Source organism: Microbacterium sp. K36 (genome assembly GCF_004794355.1).
In the GTDB taxonomy this organism is placed as follows: domain Bacteria; phylum Actinomycetota; class Actinomycetes; order Actinomycetales; family Microbacteriaceae; genus Microbacterium; species Microbacterium paraoxydans_D.
On the sequence record NZ_SSDN01000044.1, the window covers coordinates 36,024 to 54,173 of the forward strand.

Annotated in this window: 15 protein-coding genes; 8 read left to right on the forward strand and 7 right to left on the reverse strand. The window is 70.7% G+C overall.

The features are described 5' to 3' along the window. Positions 1-37 precede the first annotated feature (37 nt). From DW296_RS03100 to DW296_RS03115, 4 genes are read right to left on the reverse strand one after another with little or no spacing between them, the layout of a single operon-like run. The gene (locus DW296_RS03100) at positions 38-1,060 is read right to left on the reverse strand and encodes a LacI family DNA-binding transcriptional regulator (protein ID WP_136051052.1); all 1,023 of its coding nucleotides are present in this window, start codon (positions 1,058-1,060) and stop codon (positions 38-40) included. After that, positions 1,057-2,916, reverse strand: a complete 1,860-nt coding sequence (locus DW296_RS03105; protein WP_331201676.1) for an ABC transporter permease — start codon at positions 2,914-2,916, stop codon at positions 1,057-1,059. The genes DW296_RS03100 and DW296_RS03105 overlap by 4 nt, the downstream gene beginning before the upstream one ends. 1 nt (position 2,917) lies before the next feature. Beyond that, a complete protein-coding gene (locus DW296_RS03110) occupies positions 2,918-3,937 on the reverse strand; it encodes an ABC transporter ATP-binding protein (protein WP_136051053.1) in 1,020 nt (339 codons plus the stop codon). Positions 3,938-3,975: 38 nt separating this feature from the next. Continuing rightward, positions 3,976-5,055, reverse strand: coding sequence for an extracellular solute-binding protein (locus DW296_RS03115; RefSeq protein ID WP_136051054.1), 1,080 nt, complete (start codon positions 5,053-5,055; stop codon positions 3,976-3,978). A gap of 275 nt (positions 5,056-5,330) precedes the next feature. On the opposite strand from DW296_RS03115, the gene DW296_RS03120 reads away from it, so the two are divergent. Further along, positions 5,331-6,665: an HNH endonuclease signature motif containing protein gene (locus DW296_RS03120; protein ID WP_136051055.1), complete on the forward strand. Its 1,335-nt coding sequence runs from the start codon at positions 5,331-5,333 to the stop codon at positions 6,663-6,665. A gap of 85 nt (positions 6,666-6,750) precedes the next feature. Here DW296_RS03120 and DW296_RS03125 read toward each other — a convergent pair whose 3' ends face one another. From DW296_RS03125 to DW296_RS03135, 3 genes are all read right to left on the reverse strand, one after another. After that, positions 6,751-8,352, reverse strand: coding sequence for a glycosyltransferase family 2 protein (locus DW296_RS03125; RefSeq protein WP_168428965.1), 1,602 nt, complete (start codon positions 8,350-8,352; stop codon positions 6,751-6,753). Positions 8,353-8,479: 127 nt separating this feature from the next. Continuing rightward, complete coding sequence (locus tag DW296_RS03130; protein WP_168428966.1) at positions 8,480-9,982, reverse strand: DUF4127 family protein; 1,503 nt, start codon at positions 9,980-9,982, stop codon at positions 8,480-8,482. 40 nt (positions 9,983-10,022) lie between these two features. After that, positions 10,023-10,739, reverse strand: a complete 717-nt coding sequence (locus tag DW296_RS03135; protein ID WP_136051058.1) for a GntR family transcriptional regulator — start codon at positions 10,737-10,739, stop codon at positions 10,023-10,025. A gap of 127 nt (positions 10,740-10,866) precedes the next feature. Between DW296_RS03135 and DW296_RS03140 the strand changes: the two genes are divergently transcribed. The 7 genes from DW296_RS03140 (at position 10,867) to DW296_RS03170 (ending at position 18,044) form a co-directional block, all read left to right on the forward strand. Next, complete coding sequence (locus DW296_RS03140; protein ID WP_136051059.1) at positions 10,867-12,156, forward strand: ABC transporter substrate-binding protein; 1,290 nt, start codon at positions 10,867-10,869, stop codon at positions 12,154-12,156. Positions 12,157-12,166: 10 nt separating this feature from the next. Next, positions 12,167-13,135 carry a carbohydrate ABC transporter permease gene (locus DW296_RS03145; protein WP_205807797.1) on the forward strand — a complete coding sequence of 323 codons (969 nt, stop codon included), beginning with the start codon at positions 12,167-12,169 and terminating at the stop codon, positions 13,133-13,135. After that, on the forward strand, positions 13,122-13,988 hold the full coding sequence (locus tag DW296_RS03150) for a carbohydrate ABC transporter permease (RefSeq protein ID WP_025104068.1): 867 nt from the start codon (positions 13,122-13,124) through the stop codon (positions 13,986-13,988). Before DW296_RS03145 ends, DW296_RS03150 begins: the two co-directional genes overlap by 14 nt. Continuing rightward, positions 13,985-14,668 carry an N-acetylmannosamine-6-phosphate 2-epimerase gene (locus DW296_RS03155; RefSeq protein WP_136051060.1) on the forward strand — a complete coding sequence of 228 codons (684 nt, stop codon included), beginning with the start codon at positions 13,985-13,987 and terminating at the stop codon, positions 14,666-14,668. Before DW296_RS03150 ends, DW296_RS03155 begins: the two co-directional genes overlap by 4 nt. Further along, complete coding sequence (locus DW296_RS03160) at positions 14,665-15,576, forward strand: ROK family protein (protein WP_136051061.1); 912 nt, start codon at positions 14,665-14,667, stop codon at positions 15,574-15,576. Before DW296_RS03155 ends, DW296_RS03160 begins: the two co-directional genes overlap by 4 nt. Positions 15,577-15,647: 71 nt before the next feature. Beyond that, entirely contained in the window at positions 15,648-16,271 is a 624-nt protein-coding gene (locus DW296_RS03165; RefSeq protein WP_025104066.1) for a PadR family transcriptional regulator, read from the forward strand. A 45-nt stretch (positions 16,272-16,316) separates the two neighbouring features. After that, a complete protein-coding gene (locus tag DW296_RS03170) occupies positions 16,317-18,044 on the forward strand; it encodes an ABC1 kinase family protein (RefSeq protein ID WP_136051062.1) in 1,728 nt (575 codons plus the stop codon). Positions 18,045-18,150 lie beyond the last annotated feature (106 nt).

Here is an 18,150-nt window from a genome sequence, read left to right on the forward strand (position 1 = left end):
TTCCTGGTCGGCGGACGGAGGCAGGTCGGGGCAGATGTCAGACGGCGGCGGCCGTGGAGCCGGGGACGAGCGTTCCCGTGAACGAGCGGCGCACGAGCGTATCCGGCTCGTCCGCGGTGAGCAGCTGCTGCATGGTCTCGACGGCGGCCGCGGCCACGGCCTCCACGGGGATCCGCAGCGTGGTGAGCCCGAGCAGATCGGCGCCGGGCAGGATGCCGTCGCAGCCGGTCACGCTCACGTCCTCCGGCACGCGGAGCCCGGCCGCGCGGGCGGCGCGCATGACGGCGAGCTGCCGGTAGTCCGAGGCGCACATGACGGCGGTCGCCCCGGCGCGCACGGCGGCGAGGGCTTCGTCGACGCCGTCATCGGGACGCGCGCCGGCCGAGATCATCGTCACGGCGACGCCCGCCGCGGTCAGCACTTCCTGCATCGCGAGCGCGCGGAGGTGCTCGGGGTACGAGGCCTCGGGACTTCCGGCGAGCACGACGACGGTCCGGTGCCCGAGCGCGACGATGTGCTCCGCGAGCAGACGTCCGTGCCCTTCATCGTCGTAGTGGGCGGTGTGGATGCGGCCCGCCGACTCCACGCGCCCGGCGCGCAGGATCGGCACCTGGTCGGCGAACGGCTCGAGCTGCGCCGCGGAGATGCCGCCGGTGGCGACGATGAGTCCCGCGACGCGCATGCCGAGCAGCCGGTGCAGCGCATTCACCTGCTTGGCACCCTGTTCGTCGGCGCCGATCGTGACGGTCACGAGGTCGAGGCCGCGCTGATGCGCCTCCTCCTGCAATCGCGAGAAGAGGAGACCGTACGCGGGGTTGCTCGCGTCGCGCAGCATGAGGCCGACGGTGCCGGTGCGTCCGGCGGCGAGCTCGGCGGCCATCGTGTTGCGCACGTACCCGAGTCGCTCGGCCGCTTCCAGGATGCGCTCCTGCGTCTCCGGCGCGAACCGCCCCTCGCCCTTCAGCGCCCTGGTCGCCGTCGCGCGGGAGACCCCGGCCGCCGCGGCGACGTCGCTGATCGTGACCCGCAGGGCGGGCGTCCCGGCCTCCGCCCCGCTCATGCGCGCTGCTTCCGTCGGCGGGGCGCTCCGGCGCGCGAACCTCGTCCATACACGAGATACATGGTGACACCCATGATGATCATGAGCAGCACGGTGTAGACGAACGTGATGGGCATCGCGTCGAGGTTGTTCTCCCCGCGCGTGCTCTCCTGGATCGCGACGCCGAGCGGCTTGTACAGCGGGTGATAGAGGAAGATCGCGGCGTCGTAGTCGTCGAGCAGGCTGTTGAAGTTCAGCGCCGTGATCGCGGCCGCGGTCGGCAGCACGAGCGGGATGAGCACGCGCCGGAACGTGGTCAGCGAGCGGGCGCCGAGGATGCGCGAGGCGTCTTCCAGGGAGTCCGGCACGGACGCGAACCCGGCCTTGAGCAGCCGCAGCGTGAAGGGGATCTTCACGCAGATGTACGCGACGAGCAGCAGGACCGGCGTCCCCGTGAGCACGATGTTGCCCACGAGCGGCTGCGGGGCGTCGAACGCCATCACGAAGGCCAGCGCGATCAGCACGATCGGCAGGATCCACGGGATGTGCAGCACGTACTCGATCGCCGTGGTGAGCAGGTTGCGGTGCTTCTGCATCATCCGCGCCACGAACAGCAGGCCGCCCACCACGATGACGGCGGCGAGGGCGCTGTAGACGACGCTCACGACGAACGGCCGGAGGGCCGCCGCGCTGGAGAACACGGTGATGTAGTTGTCGAGCGTGAAGCTGTCGAGCGTGATGGATCCGGCGAGGATGCTCCGCGCGTCCACGAACGAGAAGATCACGATGAGCACGACCGGGATGAGGTAGATCACCCAGAGCAGGTAGGCGACCACGTGCACGACGGCGTTCGCGAACGGGTTGCGGATCCGCTGCTTCTGGATCGGCGTCGCCACCTTCGCCACCGAGAAGTACACGCCGGACTTCTCGGCGCGGTTCATGATCGCGAGCAGGACGATCGTCGCGACACCGAGCACGATGGCCAGCAGCGCCGCGATGTCACGCGTGATCGGGCTGCGCGACAGGTCGATGATGAGGGGTGCGACGGTCTGGAAGTCCGGGCCGCCGAGCACGAGCGGCGCGGTGAGGGCCCCGAGACCGATGAGGAACGTCAGCACCGTGACGGCGAAGAGCATCGGCTTCATGACCGGCAGCACGATGCGGCGCAGGATCGTCCAGGTCGACGCACCCATGAGCTTCGCGGCCTCGATCGACGCGTAGTCCACCTTGCCGAGCGACGAGGACAGGAACAACATGTGGTTCGTCGTCGTCGCGAACGTCATCACGAACACGACCGCGAAGTAGCCGGAGAACCAGTCCCGGTTCATGTCCGGCCAGATGTTCACCATCAGGTTCGTGATGAAGCCGAACTTGCCGTAGATGAAGTTGTAGCCGGCGGCGAGCACGATGCCGCCGTAGATCAGGGTCGTGGCGTAGCCGAGCCAGAGGAGTTTCGCGCCGCGCACCTGGAAGTACTGCGTCACCAGCACGATGAACACCCCGACGACGTTGACCGTGACGGACAGCGTGATCGCGAGGAGGAAGCTGTTGCCGAGCGTCTTCAGCGCGCGCTCGCTGCCGAGCAGCTTCTCGACGGCGCGGATGCTGAACTGGCCGTCCGGGAAGAAGGTCGCGGCGAGCAGCTCGGCGTTCGGCAGCACGAGGAAGGCGGCGGCGAACCAGATCACGACGATGCCGGTCACCCAGGCCAGCGGCGAGCGGAGCATCGCGCGCACGCTGCCGGGCCGTCCGCGGCGGAGACGGGGCTTCGTCGCGGTGCCCGCCTCGGCGGCCTCGGTCGTCAGGGCGCCGGGCGCGTCGGTCATGGCCGCGGACGGCGGCGGCACCGGGCGGGAGTCGTTCTGCGGAGCGCTCATGTCACGCCGCCGGGTACTGCAGGATCCACCGCGGGTCGACGTCGATGCGCACGGCGTCGCCGACGTCCCAGCGGTGCGCGCTCGCCGCGGCCGGCACGCTCACCCGGAGCGTCCCGTCGGCCGCCGACACCGTGTAGACGCTGTGGCTGCCGTGGTACGTGCGCTCCGCGACGGTACCGTCGAGCGATGCCGTGCCTCCGGCGGCGGCCGCGGACGACGACGCCAGGTGCAGCTTCTCCGGCCGCACGTAGCTCTCGGCCGTGGCGTCGAGACCCGCGCCGATCGCGACGAGCTGCGCAGGCGTGAGGCGGTTGTTCTCGCCGATGAACCGGCAGACGAAGGGCGTCGCGCTGCGGTCGTAGATCTCCTCCGGGGTGCCCACCTGCTGCAGCGTCCCGGCGTCGAGCACGGCGATGCGGTCGCTGAGGGTGAGCGCCTCCTCCTGGTCGTGGGTGACGTACACGGTGGTCACGCCGACCTCGTGCTGCAGCTCCTTGAGCTGCTCGCGCAGCTGCACGCGGAGCTTGGCGTCGAGGTTCGACAGCGGCTCGTCGAGCAGCAGGATGCTGGGAGTGAGCGCGAGCGCCCGGGCGATGGCGACGCGCTGCTGCTGGCCACCGGACAGCTCCGCCACGTTCTTGTCGAGCTGCGACGCGGCGAGCCCGGTGCGATCGGCGACCTCGTCCACGCGCCGCCGCTGCTCGGCCTTCGACACCTTCTGCACCGAGAGGCCGAACGCGATGTTCTCCCGCACGTTCATGCTCGGGAACAGCGCGTAGTTCTGGAACACCATGCCCACGCCGCGCTTCTCGCTGGGTACGCGGGTCACGTCGCGACCGGCGATGTGGATGCGCCCGCCGGTCGGCTCGATGAACCCCGCGAGCGTGCGCAGGGCGGTGGTCTTGCCGCATCCGGACGGACCCAGGAGGGTGAAGAACTCACCCTCCTGGATCTCCAGATCGAGGTGCGAGACCGCACGGTGGTCGCCGAACACGACCTCGACGTCGTCGAAACGGATCATCGTCTTCTCTCTCTGCCGGTGCGGCGGGATGGCGCGGGTCAGCCGATGTACTCGAGCGTGACCTTCTCGACCCAGGCGCCGAGGTTCTCGCTCACGAAGCCGAAGTCGATGTCCTGGCGGTCGAGCGTGCCCATGAGCTCGACGACCTCGGGGTTGGCCTTCTCGACCGCGCCCTCGTTCACCGGCATGGCGTTGAACTCCGCGGCGAACTCGCCCTGCACCTCGGCGCTGCCGAACCAGTCGATGAACTCCTGTGCCTTGTCCTCGTTGTCCGTGCCGTTGATCTGCGCGATCTGCTCGGTCACGTAGGGGACGCCGTACTCGGGGACGATCATGCCCGTGCTGGTGCCGTACTCCTCGTCGCGGGCGGAGATGCCGCTCGACGGCAGCACGCCGTAGTCCACCTCGTCGCGGGTGATGCGGGCGTAGAGGTCGGTGCCCTCCACGGCGGGGGAGCCGTTGGCGTAGTACGACTTCACCAGGTCCCAGCCCTCGTCGCTCACGCCCAGGTCGCCGTCCTCGTCGAGGTGACGGGTGAGCATGCTGGCGAGCACGAGCTGCGGGGTGGCCTGGCCGAGCGCAGGGTTGACCTCGTAGCGGCCGGCGAACGCCTCGTCGGTGTACAGGTCGTCGGGGTCGGTGGGCGCGTCGCTGATGCGGTTCTCGTCGTAGACCGTGACGATCGCCTGCTCCACGAGCGGCCAGAACGCGCCGTCCTTCGGGTCGCCGGCGTCTGCAGGGACCTCGCCGCTCCAGCTCGGCTCGTAGGCGGTGATAGCCTCTTCCGTCTTGAGCTGCTCGAAGAACATGTTGTTCAGGCCGAAGACCACGTCGCCGACGGGGTTGTTCTTCTCCGCGATGATGCGGTTCGTCAGGTCGGCGCCGCCGAGGCCCACGATCTCGATGTCGATGCCCGCGTCCGCCGCCTTCTCGGTGATCCACTCACCGCGGCCGTCGCTGTTCGAGTTCGTGTAGACGATGAGGGTGTCCCCGGAGCCGCTGTCGCTGCCGCCGCCGTCCGCGTCTCCGTCGCCGCCCGCCGTGCATCCGGTGAGCGCGATCGCCGCCGCGGCCGTCAATCCGATGAGCGCCCAGCGCCTCTGCTGCCTGTCGGCCATGTTCGTCCCTTTCTCGCCTTCGAGGTGTGTCGATGCGACACTACCGGTTCTTGTGGTGAAGGCACAAAGATTGTCTGGTTTCGTGAGCGCGGTCGCGCGTCCGCACTCAAGATAGGTGCGCGGCGTGAACGCGAGGATGCGATGAGGTGAACGGGTGGGGGCCTGCGTCAGGTCCGAGGGCGAGGTGCCCTCTCGGTCCGAGCGGAATGCCGGCATTCGTTAGAACAAATCTTCGAAAGTCGGGCCACTCGGAGATAAAATGAAGCATGTCGAGAATGTCCGGGTTGCGCGAGGCGATGGATCGCCTCGACGAGGCGTGGGGCGCCGAGGGCGATGCGCCGGAGCTCACCCGCGCGCAGCTCGTCGACGTCGCCGACGCGATCGGAATCCTGCGGCGCCGACTCGATGCACTGCACGTCGACGTGGCGGCCGGCATCGCTCGGGAGTCGCGCGCGGAGCTCGGGGCCGACAGCCTGGCGAAGCAACGCGGGTACCGCACGGCGGCGAAGCTCATCGCCGCGATGTCGGGCATCTCGACGGGAGAGGCGCAGCGTCTGGTGACGGTGGGAGAGGCGACGTCACCGCGGAGCGATCTGCTCGGCGCGCCGCTGCCCGCGCGGTACCCGCTCCTCCGGGAAGCGCTCGCGTCGGGTGCGCTCGGAGCGCCGGCGGCTGGGCTCCTCGTCGCTCTGCTGGATCGCTGTCGCGTGGCTGCGGAGGTGGAGCGCATCGCCGAGGCGGAGCGCGTGCTGACCGGTGCAGCCGAAGGGCTCGAGCTCGATGCGGTGCGCAAGCTCGTCCTCCGCGCCGAAGCGTGGCTCGACCCCGACGGCGTGGCGCCGCGGGCGGAGGAGCAGCGTGCTCGGCGCGGACTGCGCCTCTTCGAGCGTGACGGCATGGTGCACCTGCACGCGCAGCTCGATGCCGAGAGCGCGGCGCCGGTCGTCACTGCGATCCGCGGGCACGTGTCCGCCGTGTTCGCCGCCCGCCTCGACGCCCCTGACGCCGGGTCGCCGGACGCCGACCGGCGCTCGGTCGCGATGATCCAGGACGATGCGCTGGCCCTCTTCTGCGGGCATGTGCTCGGGTGTGAGGGTGATCGGATGCCGCTCGCGGGGGCCACGGTGGTCGTGCGCGTGTCTCTCGACGATCTCCAGGCCGGCACCGGGTCGGCGACGATCGATGGGCTCGACCAGGTGATCGACATCGGTGCCGCGCGGCGGATGGCGGCCAGCGGCGGCGTCATCCCCTGCGTCCTCGGCGGGGCGAGCGAAGTGCTCGACTGGGGTCGCGAGAAGCGCCTCTTCACACGAGCCCAACGCCTGGCGCTGGTCGAACGGGACGGCGGGTGCGCGATGTGCGGGCTTCCCCCGGGGATGACGAAGGCTCACCACCTCCGCTGGTGGCAGCGCGATCGAGGTCCGACCGATCTCTCGAACGGGATCCTGCTCTGCGAGACCTGCCATCACCGCATCCACGACAACGGGTGGGAGATCGTCATCGAGGGTTCCGGTGTGGCCGGCCGAGCATGGTTCCTTCCGCCGCGGTGGATCGACCCGCGGCGCACGCCGCGGCTGGGCGGACGGGCGCGCTTCGATGTCGCGGCCTGAGTGGGTAGCGGCTGCTCGCGATGCCGGGCGTCGAGGTCTCGGGCGGTCGGCGCCCGAGGGGGAGGGGTGCGCTGCGCTCGCTCTGTCAGCGGCGAAGTCGCGAGCGGACGCGGCGGGCGGCACGCGCGAGGGCGTCGCGCCACGCGCCGCCCGGCCACTCGCGGCGCAGCCGAAGACTGCCGTCCTCGTTACGCACGAGTTCGACCCGACGGCCCGCGAGAAGCGGCGACCTGCCGAGGTGTGCCGTCACGTCGGGAGCCGCTGTCAGCGGAGCGGTGAACATCCAGCCGGCGTAGCGCACGGCGACGGTGAGGTCGGCTTCGCGAGCGCCGTCCTCACGGAACACCTTCATCGGGTCCAGGGCGATCGGCACCGCGTCGAGGCGCTTCGGGCGCCGGCCGCCGATCTTGCGCTCCGAGCCCGCCGTTGCCTCCGGCGCCTGTCCAGGCGTCGGCGTGTCGCGCGCGACCAGGTCGACGCGGTCAGCGCGACGCTCCTTGCGGGCGTTGAGCAATCCGGAGGGAAGGCCTTCGGTCGCCGACAGCGGCAGGGATACCAGTCGGTCGGCGGAACCGACCGTCTCGAACACGAAGGCCTCCTCGCCGTCCCGGAGCAGACGGACGCGCACGGTCAGCTGCAGGCCTCCCCGCGACCAGCGCGCCGAGGTCACGGCGGCGGTGCAGGTCGTCTCGGCCTCGAAGGCGGCGAGTGCGAGCAGGTCGTCGCGGCGATCGGCGCGCAGCAGAGCGGCGCGGATGCGCTGCGGGAACGACAACCCCGCGTCCACGCCGGGCCCGAAGCGCCGCTGCGTGAGCGGCACGACCACGTCCAGCAGACGGTCGCGGTACTCCGCCGGGTACTTCACCATCCGGCGCCCGGCGATCCTGTTGAGGATCTTGCCGCGGAACCAGTGCCGCAACAGCCGGTCGCGCACCTTCCCCGGTTCGGTGTTCGCCTCGACCACGTCGAGCACGGTCTCCAGATGCGGGAAGTACGACTCCGGCTCGATGCGGGCCGAGCTCGCGCTCCCCGGCTCCTTCACCCAGGCGTAGCAGGGCTCACTCGCGAGGACCGAGATCGTGTCGGCGGCGAAGTACGCCTGCATCACGAAGAGATGGTCTTCGAGCCGCACCTTCCCGTCGGGGAAGCGGATGCCGTTCTCCCGCAGGAACGCCGTCCGGAACATCTTGTGCGGCGTCAGCATCTCCAGGATCGGGTCCTCACCGAGCACCGCGTGCGGGATGTCGCGCTGGAAGATCTTCGCGGGCAGCTTCCGTCCGATGCCCACCTCCTTGCCGACCACGACATCGGAGCCGTTCTCGTCCGCGTAATCGCACAGCCGCTCCAGCGCTCGCGGGTAGAGCCGGTCGTCCTGATCGACGAACTGCACGTACGTCCCTCTGGCCTCTTCGACACCCCGGTTGCGCGGAGTGCCCGGCCACCCGGAGTGCGGCAGCGACAGCACGCGCACGTCCGGACGGTCCTTCGCGATGCTCTCGAGCCGCGCGGCCGTCTCCTCCCCGGAGCCGTCGTCGCAGAGCAGCACCTCGAAGGACCCCGCGGGCAGCGTCTGCGCGTCGAGCGAGGCGATGAGGTCGTCGAACGACGCCTTCGGCCGGAACACCGGCACCACCACGCTCACCCGTACGCGGCCCCCGGCCGCCTCGTCCCCGGTCGCACTGCTCATGGACGTCATCCCCCTGTGATCGTGACCGGCCCGAATCTCCCCCGCCGGAGATCCCAGCCAACCATCCCTTCCTGTGGAGCGCGCCAGGCTCGCGGCGGTCCCGGGTGTATGCCGCCGCCGTGGAGGATCAGTGCAGGGTGAGACCGATCTCGAACGAGCGCCGCCAGGGGAGGGTCAGCTCCGCGATCCGCACGTCATCCGCGGGCAGCATCGACTCCAGGAGGGCCGTCAGCTCCGCACGGATGACGCGCTCGGCCGTCGCGACCTGCGCATCCTCGGTCATCGGGTAGATGTCGGGGAAGAGGGACGGACCCGCATCGGTGCGCACCACGGCCTGGTAGGCGAAATCGTCGAGCAGCCGCGTGAGCAGGGCGATCCGCGCGGCGCGCTCGTCGAAGGAGCCGGTGGCCCGGCCCACAACTGCGGCGGCGGCCACCGCGACGACGCTGCCGAGCGTGTTCCCGGCGGTGTTCCACCCGCCGAAGGCCTCCAGGCGCCCGAGCAGCCCGGCCTCGGCCAGCGCCCGCACGAGCGCCTCGTCCGCGCCGTTCGGGTAGCGCACGTCGGCCAGGGCCACGTGCTCCCCGGCGTCCAGACGCTCCCGCACGAGCGCGACCGTCCCCGCGACGGCCTCGGCGTCGACGACCTCCGGCCGCCCGCGGAACATGTCGTGCCGGTCGGGATCGGGGGCGTGCAGCACGAGGGTGACATCGCCTCCCGCGGCGACCTCCTCGGCGCCCGCCGCGCGGATCTGCCGGCTCGCCGACGCCGCGAGCGACATGTTCTCGTAGGGCGGGATGCGCTCCATGCCGGCGGCGTCCGCGCAGGCCACCGAGAACGAGGCGGTCACCCCGGCGTTCGCCGCGAGGGCCCGGGCGACGAGCGCGGCCCCGACCTCGTCGGCGCCCGGGTACATCAGCACGCGCCGGCCCGACGGCAGCATCCGCATCCAGTGCCGGAGCCAGACCTGCTCCGCGCTGCCCGCCGCGAAGGGGGCGGTGTCGTCGGCGGTGATCGCCAGGAAGTCGAGGGTCTCGTCCTCGACGAGGCCGAGCGTGGAGAGGTTCACGATGTGGTTGCGCAGCCGCCGAGACGAGTAGTCGGAGACGATGTCGGCCGGCACCGGGGTCAGTTCGTCGAGCGGCAGCACCTCGATCTCGCCGAGCAGCCGGTGCGCGTCGCCGCCGAGCGCGTGGATCTCCTTGCCGTGCTCCGTCCAGTAGGTCGGCTCCTCTGCCGCGGAGTAGGAGTTGCTCGCCCGGGTCACCAGCGACACCGCCGAGATCGGCAGGTCGGGCCGCATCCGCCGCACCTCGCGCAGCACGTCCAGGCGCGCCAGCACGTCGAGGGTGGTGTCGTGACTCGTGCGGCTCGCGATGAGGCCCCCGTAGAGCAGCATGTCGACCGACACCACCAGGTGCACGGTGGCCGGGTCCGCGGCACGCTCGCGCAGCCAGGCGCCCAGCCCGTCGGCATCGCCCGCAGTCCGGTAGGAGGGGAGGATCGCGGCGGGCGGGACGTCGAGGGTCACCCCGGCGACGGCCGCGACGTCTCCGGGGAGCTTCACGTTCACCGGGCGGTCGTCGAGGGGCAGCAGCGCGATGCGCGGGCGGAGGATCGGGTCGGACACGAGGAGCCTTTCGTCGGTGAAGAGGGTCGCAGATCGGGGATCAGGGGCGGGCGATGGAGACGAGATACGAGTAGCGGTCGCCGCGGTACACCGACTCGGCGTACTCGATCGGGCGGCTGCGGGCGTCGTAGGTCGTGCGCTTCACGAGGAAGGCGGGGGAGAACGGCGGCGTCTGCAGTGCGGCCGCCTGCTCCTCGTCGAGGACGACCGCGTGGATCTCCTGGTCGGCGCGCACGGCGGTGATGCCGAAACGGGTGCGCAGGTCGTCGTAGAGCGAGTCGCCCTCGATGCCGTCCTCCAGGCCCGGCACCGCGTCGGCCGCGATCGAGCACACCTCCAGGCAGATCGGGATGTCGTCGGCGGTCCGCACCCGGCGGATCCGTACGACGGGCGACTGGGGGCTGAGGTTCAGGGCGTATCCGGCGGTCTGCCCGGCCGCCGCGGTGCCGACGTCGACGGAGAGGGAGCCGGGCCTCATGTTGCGGGCGAGCATGTCCTCCGAGAACGAGGTCAGCTCGAACGCCTTGCTGATCCGCGAGGCGCTCACGAAGGTGCCCGCCCCCTGCAGCCGGTACACGAGGCCGTCCCGTTCGAGCTCGTCGAGGGCGCGACGCACCGTCTGCCGGTTCACCTCGAGCGACTCCGCGAGTTCGCGCTCCGTCGGCAGCTTCTCGTGGGGTGCGAGCCCCCGGTCGATGACCTCCTCCAGATGCCGCCGCACGCGTTCGTGCTTCGTGAGGCCCTCGATCGCCGCCATGGTTCCCCCTCGTTTGGACTAACCCAATCTTGACGATCACCCGGGATTGTGTCAATGTCTCCTCTCAGCGGTTCTTAATTGGTCTATTCCAATCCTTTGCACGGTCAACGATGAGCGGAGAATCCCCATGCACGTGAAGCACAACATGCGCCGACGCGTCCTGGTCGCCGGGGCGGTGGGCACGGCGACGATCGTCGCCCTGAGCGGCTGCGCCGGCGGCGGCGGTGACGCGGACGGCCCCACCGAGATCACGTTCTCGTATCTGTGGGGAGGGGAGGAGGCGAAGGCGCTGGAGGCGATCATCGCCGACTTCAACGCCAGTCAGGACGACATCGTCGTCAAGGGCGTCTCCAGCCCCGACACCCAGAAGCAGCTCACGTCGATGTCGTCGTCGAACGGCTCCTTCGACATCTCCGACAACTTCGGCAACACCGTCGGCGCCTGGGCTTCGAAGGGCATCCTCGCACCGCTCGACGAGGCGATCGCCGCCGAGGACATCGATGTCGACGACTTCGTCCCCAGCGCCATGGAGCAGATGACCTACGACGGCAAGGTCTACTCGCTGCCGATCGCCATCCACAGCTTCCAGCTGCTCTACAACCCGCAGCTTCTGGAGGAGGCCGGGGTCACCCCGCCGACCACGATGGACGAGCTCGCCGCCGCCATCCCGAAGCTCACCAAGAAGGACGCGTCGGGCAAGATCACGCAGCTCGGACTCGGCTCGGCGAACGACAGCACCACCCTTACGACCCTCGGCTACGCGTTCGGCGGGAGCTGGGACGGCGAAGACGGCCCGACCCCCGCGGAAGACGGGAACATCGAGGCCCTGCAGTGGTATCAGGACAACGTGATCGAGCCGGTCGGTGCCGACGCCATGGCCACGTTCGTGTCCGGACAGGGCGAGTACCTCTCCGCGCAGGACCCGTTCTTCAGCGGCCAGGTCGCCATGATCATCGATGGCGAGTGGCGGTCGGCCAGCGCCGCCAAGATCGCCCCCGACTTCGAGTGGGGTGTGACCGCGATCCCCTCCGCCTCGCCCGACCTGGAGAACAGCACGCAGGTCACCGCGAGCACCCTCTTCATCCCCGCGAACTCGAAGCACAAGGAGGAGGCGGCCACCTTCCTCGCCTACCTCGTGAGCGACGAGCCCATGGAGAAGTTCGCCGTCGCCCTCGGCAACCTCCCCGGCCGCTCCTCTCTCGCCGGCAGCGCCGCGTTCGACGAGCTGCAGGACTTCGGCGTCTGGGCGGAGGCCGCGTCCTCCCCGAACGCGAAGTCCCTGGCGAGCCGTCCGTACAGCGCCGAGTACGCGACCGACCTCGCGACCGCGTTCGATGAGGTCGTGCGACTGACCGCCACCCCGGAGGAGGCGATCGCGACCGTCGAGGAGCGCATGGCCTCCTACGCCTCGAAGTGAGCCGGTCCTCGTGACCACGGCAACAGCATCCCGGGTCCGGCAGGAGAACGCTCCTGCCGGACCCGGCGCTCCCGTCCGCCGGCGCCGCAGCCGCCGGACCACGCTGATCGGCCTGGCTTTCGCGTCGCCGTTCATCGTCGGCTTCCTGTTCCTGTTCGCCTATCCGATCGCGGCGTCGGCGTACTACAGCTTCACCGACTTCAACCTGTTCCAGGCGCCGGAGTGGGTGGGGCTGGACAACTACACCCAGATGTTCGCCGACGGGGTGTTCTGGAAGTCTCTCGCCAACACGGCCGTGCTCACCGTCTTCGGCGTGCCGCTCGCGATCGGCATCGCGCTCGCCGGCGCGCACCTGCTGAACACCCCGGTACGCGGTCAGCCGCTCTACCGCGCCCTCGTCTACCTGCCCTCGATCGTGCCGGTCGTCGTCGGCGGCTACCTGTGGCGCTGGCTACTGAACGCCCAGTACGGCTTCATCAACCATTTCCTGTCGTGGTTCGGTATCGAGGGACCGGCCTGGCTGCAGCAGCCGGAGTGGACGAAGCCCGCCATCATCCTCATGTCGTTGTGGACCGTCGGCGGCACCATGATCATCTACCTCGCCGCCCTGCAGGAGGTGCCGAAGGAGCTGTACGAGGCGGCCGAGCTCGACGGTGCGGGGGCGTGGCGTCGCTTCACGAACGTCACCTGGCCCACGGTCTCCCCGGTCACCCTGTTCCAGGTGATCGTGAGCATCATCGGGTTCCTGCAGATCTTCACGCAGCCCTACATCCTGTCGCAGGAGCGCCTCAACCAGGCGGGCTCGGGGCCGGGGCAGTCGATGCTCTCCTACGCGATGTACCTGTACCAGAACGCGTTCGTGTTCCTGAAGATGGGCTACGCCTCCGCCATGGCGTGGACGCTGTTCATCATCACGCTCGCCGTGAGCCTCATCGTGCTCGCGACCTCGAGGAAGTGGGTCCACGATGGTGCACGCTGACATCTCCGCACCGGTGCGCCGGCCCCGCCGCACCCGGCGCACGCTCCGCCGCGTCCGGCAGCAGATCGCGGTGACGCTGCTCGCGCTGCTGTTCCTGTTCCCGCTGTTGGTGATGCTGTCGACCGCGTTCAAGACGCCCGGCGACGTCTTCTCCTCCCCGCCCACCCTGCTGCCCGCCGAGTGGACGACGGCCAACTTCGCCGAGGCGTTCGCGCAGATCCCGGTGTGGCGCTACCTCGCCAACACGCTCTTCGTCTCGGGCATGAGCATCCTGGGCACGGTCATCTCCTGCCCCCTCGTCGCCTACGCGCTCGCGAAGGTGAAGTGGCGCGGCGCCCGACCGCTCCTGATCCTCGTGCTCGCCACGATGATGCTGCCGCCGCAGGTCACGCTGATCCCGCTGTTCCTCGTGTGGAACGGGCTGGAGGCGACGAACACCTACCTCCCGCTCATCGTCCCCGCGTTCCTGGGCACGCCGTTCTTCATCTTCATGATCCGGCAGTTCCTCCTCGCGGTGCCGGACGAGCTCATCGAGGCCGCCCGTCTGGACGGTGCCTCCGAGTTCCGCACCTACGCGACGATCGTGCTCCCGCTGGCGCGCCCGGCCATCGTGACCGCCGCGATCTTCCAGTTCGTCTGGGCGTGGACCGACTTCCTCAATCCCCTCATCTACCTCAACGACCAGTCGACGTACACGCTGTCGATCGGTCTGTACGCCTTCTTCGGGGAGAACGACGTGGCCTGGGGGCCCCTCATGGCCGCGTGCGTGATGTTCACCCTCCCCGCCGTGGCGATCTTCCTCCTCGGCCAGAAGTTCTTCATCGGCGGTGCCAGTGCAGGAGCCCTCAAGTGACCCATGAATCCCTCGCCCTCCTCCGCGACCGGCTCGTCGCCTCGGTCCAGGCCTCCGCGGGAGCTCCCGCGAGAGACACCCACGTCATCGGCGCGCTCGCCGAGTCGGCGCTGCTCGGCGGCGCGAGCGGCCTGCGGCTCAACGGGCCGGAGGACATCCGTCGGGTGCGACCGGTGACCGATGCGCCGATCATCGGGCTCCACAAGGTCTGGAACGGCGTCCGCAACGTCATCACCCCGGAATGCGCGCTCGCCGCGGGGCTGGCGGAGGCCGGGGCGGACATCATCGCGGTGGACGCCACGACGGAGCAGCTCGGCACGGACTTCCGGCTCATCGGGGAGATCGCCGCGGCGACGGGGCGGCCGGTGATGGCCGATGTGTCGACGGTCGCGGAGGGCGAGCGCGCCTGGGCGGCGGGGGCGGCGGTCGTCGGCACGACCCTGTCCGGCTACACCCCGCACTCGCCGCGTCAGGACGACCCGGACCTCGACCTCGTGGCCGCGCTCGTCGCCGCGGGGATCCCGACCATCGCGGAGGGGCGCTATCAGACCCCCGCGCAGGTGCGTGCGGCCTTCGACGCCGGGGCCTACGCGGTCGTCGTCGGCGGAGCGATCACCGATCCGATCGCCCTCACGCGTCGGTTCGTCGCGGCGACGCCGGCCGCCCGGGAGCGGGTGTGATCGTCGGGGTCGACATCGGCGGCACGAAGATCGCCGTCGCCGGGTTCCGTGCGGGGCCGGGCGGGGCGCGCCGTCGCGCCACCGCCGTGCACACCCTGCCGACGCCAGCTCGGGAGGGTGGCGAGGCCATCGTGCGGGCGGTCGTCGATGCGATCGATGCGATCCGCGGTGGGGAGCAGCTCGCGGCGGTCGGCGTGGGCACCGCGGGCGTGGTAGATCAGGACGGCGGCATCACCTCCGCGACCGATGCGATCAGCGGCTGGGCGGGCTTCCCGCTGCGTGCGGCGCTCATCCGAGCCCTCGATGTCCCGGTGGCGGTCGTCAACGACGTGCACGCGGCGGCAGTCGCGGAGGCCACAGCAGGGGCGGGCAGGGGAGCGCGTGGTCTGCTGATGGTCACGGTCGGCACCGGCATCGGGGGAGCCGTCGTCCTCCCGGACGGTCTCCGCGCAGGCGTGACCGGCACGGCGGGATCGGTCGGGCACACCGAGCTCGCCCTCCCGCCAGGACTGGCCGGTCGTCGATGCGGCTGCGGAGGGGTCGGGCACGTCGAGGCCGTGGCCTCCGGTCCGGCGTTGGAGCAGACGTACCGCGAGCGCACCGGCACGGCGCGTACGCTGCGGGAGGTGGACACGGCCGCTCGTGCCGGGGATGCGGTCGCCGAGGAGGTGATCGCGGAGGGGGCGGCGTTCCTCGGTCGCGCGCTCGCCGGGGCGCAGGCGCTCCTGGACGTGGAGGTCGTCGCGGTGGGCGGCGGCGTGGCGGCCATCGGGGAGCGGTACCTCGCCGGGGTCGCCCGCGCCTACCGCGCGGCGGCGATGCCGGGCCCGTCGACGGCCAAGGTGCGATCCGCGGAGCTCGGGGTGGATGCGACCGTCACCGGGGCTGCGGTGCTGGCACCGGTCTGAGTCCGGATTCCCACCCCGCATTCAGCGTTAACGATATATCGTTGAGTATCGTTCACGACTGGGAGGTCATCATGAACAACGCATTCCCCTCCACCCCGTTCGGCGGCAGCGGCAACGGCAGCAACGGCGGCGACTTCGCCGGCGGCCTCGGCAACCTCTTCGGGGGCTCGCAGGGTCCCGCCGGAGCACTGTTCGAGGCGATGGACCAGCTCCGCAAGTCGTTCGAATCGCGTCCCTCCGGCGGGTCCCGCATGGCGCGCGGCGACGTGCGCGCCGCCGTGCTCTCGCTCCTCACCGAGCGACCGATGCACGGGTACCAGATCATCAACGAGATCGCCGAGCGCAGCGGCGGCACCTGGAAGCCGAGCGCCGGCTCCGTCTACCCGACGCTCCAGCTCCTCGCCGACGAGGGTCTGATCGAGGCCGAGGAGCAGAACGGCCGCAAGACCTACGCCCTCACCGAGGCCGGCCGGGCCGTCGCCGCGGAGAGCACCGAGACCCCGCCGTGGGTGCCGTCCTCCGACAAGGACCGCAGCCGCGACGCCCGGTACAGCGCTCTGCCCAAGGCCGGGGTCGACCTCGCCGCTGCGGCCGCGCAGGTCGGGCGCAGCGGCTCCGCGGAGCAGGTGCAGCAGGCCATCGAGGTGCTCGACGAGGCCCGCCGTAGGCTGTACACGATCCTCGCCCAGGACTGACCGCGTCGTGCGGCGTCCGGCGCGGAACGGCGGAAGGATGACGCGATGACGGCAGCGGCGGCACAGGGTCCCCACCGAGCCCGGTACCGCCGCATCCTGTCGTTCGCGAGCCGTGAGTTCCTGAAGATCTGGTGGTTCGAGCTCGTCCTTCCGCGGTTCGGGCTGTCTTCCGTCGCGGAGCGCACACGCGCCCGCCGCATGCAGCGGTTCGCGCGCCGATTCCACACGCTCGCGATCGAACTCGGCGGCCTCATGATCAAGGTCGGGCAGTTCATGTCCTCGCGCCTCGATGTGCTCCCACCCGAGATCACCGCCGAGCTGGAGGGGCTGCAGGATGAGGTTCCCGCCGTGCCCACCCCGCAGATCCGGGCGCTCGCGGAGGCTGAGCTGGGCATGCCGCTCGAGCGGGTGTACACCTGGTTCGACGACACCCCCGTCGCTGCCGCGTCCCTCGGCCAGGTGCACCGTGCCCGCCTGTCGGCGCTCGACGCGGAGGACACCGGTCTCGACGAGGTCGTGGTCAAGGTGCAGCGCCCGGGCATCGACGAGATCGTCGCCGTCGACCTCGCCGCCCTCCGCCGGGTCGCGCGGTGGCTCACCCGGGTCCGGATCGTGGCCGACCGCGTGGACGCCCCCGCCCTCGTGGAGGAGTTCGCCGTCACGAGCCTCGAGGAGATCGACTACCTCCACGAGGCCCGCAGCGCCGAGCGGTTCCGCGAGAACTTCGCCGACGACCCGCGCGTCGCCGCCCCCGAGATCGTCTGGGAGCGCACGACCCGTCGGGTCCTCACGCTGTCCGACGTGACGGCGATCAAGATCAACGACACCGCGGCGCTCCGGGCGGCGGGCATCGACCCCTCCGCGGTCGCCGACGCCTTCGCCGAGGTCATGTTCGACCAGGTCTTCACGCACCGGTTCGTGCACGCCGACCCGCACCCCGGCAACATCTTCGTCACGCCGGTCCCTTCGACGGGCTCAGGGACCCAAGGGGGCTCAGGGACCCAGGGCGGCTCAGGGACCCCGGGCGGCTTCCGGCTGACGTTCATCGACTTCGGCATGATGGCCGAGGTCTCCGACAACCTCCGGCAGGGACTGCGGACCCTCCTCATCGCGGTGACCGCGCGGGACAGCCGCGGCCTCGTCCGCGCCGCGAAGGAGATCGGCGTGCTGCTCCCCACGGCCGACACGGGGGAGCTGGAGCGGGCGCTGACCGCCCTCTTCGCGCGCTTCGGCGGGATGGGGTTCGCGGAGCTGAGCCGGGTGGACCCGCGGGAGTTCACCGACTTCGCCGAGGAGTTCGGCGACATGGTGCGGCGGCTTCCGCTGCAGCTTCCCGAGGACATGCTGCTCCTCATCCGGGCCGTGTCCCTCACCTCCGGCATGTGCAGCGGCCTCGATCCCGCGTTCAACGTGTGGGACGCGGCCGAGCCGTACGCCGCGCGGCTGCTCCGCGACGAGTCCGGGACCCTCATGCAGGACATGGCGCAGCAGGCGATGGCGAACGCGGCCACGACCTGGCGGCTCCCGAAGCGCATCGACGACATCATCACCCGCGTCGACGACGGCAACGTCTCCTTCGACACCTCGCGTCTGGAGCGCCGCCTCGACCGGCTGGAGGGCATCGCACGGCGGATCGCCTCCGGCGTGCTGTTCGCCGCGATGCTCATCGGCGGGGCGCTGCTCGTCGGTCCGCTCCCGCCGCTGGGCATCACCCTGCTGTGGGTCTCGGTGCTCCCGCTCCTCGGCGCCCTCTTCCTGGGCCGCCGCCGCTGACCCCCGCCACACCCCGCGCAGGCCCCGCCCGGACCCCGCCCAAACCCCGCCCGGCGGCCCCGCCGGAACAGGCGTTCGCGCGGAATCAGGCGCTCCCGCGCGGGAG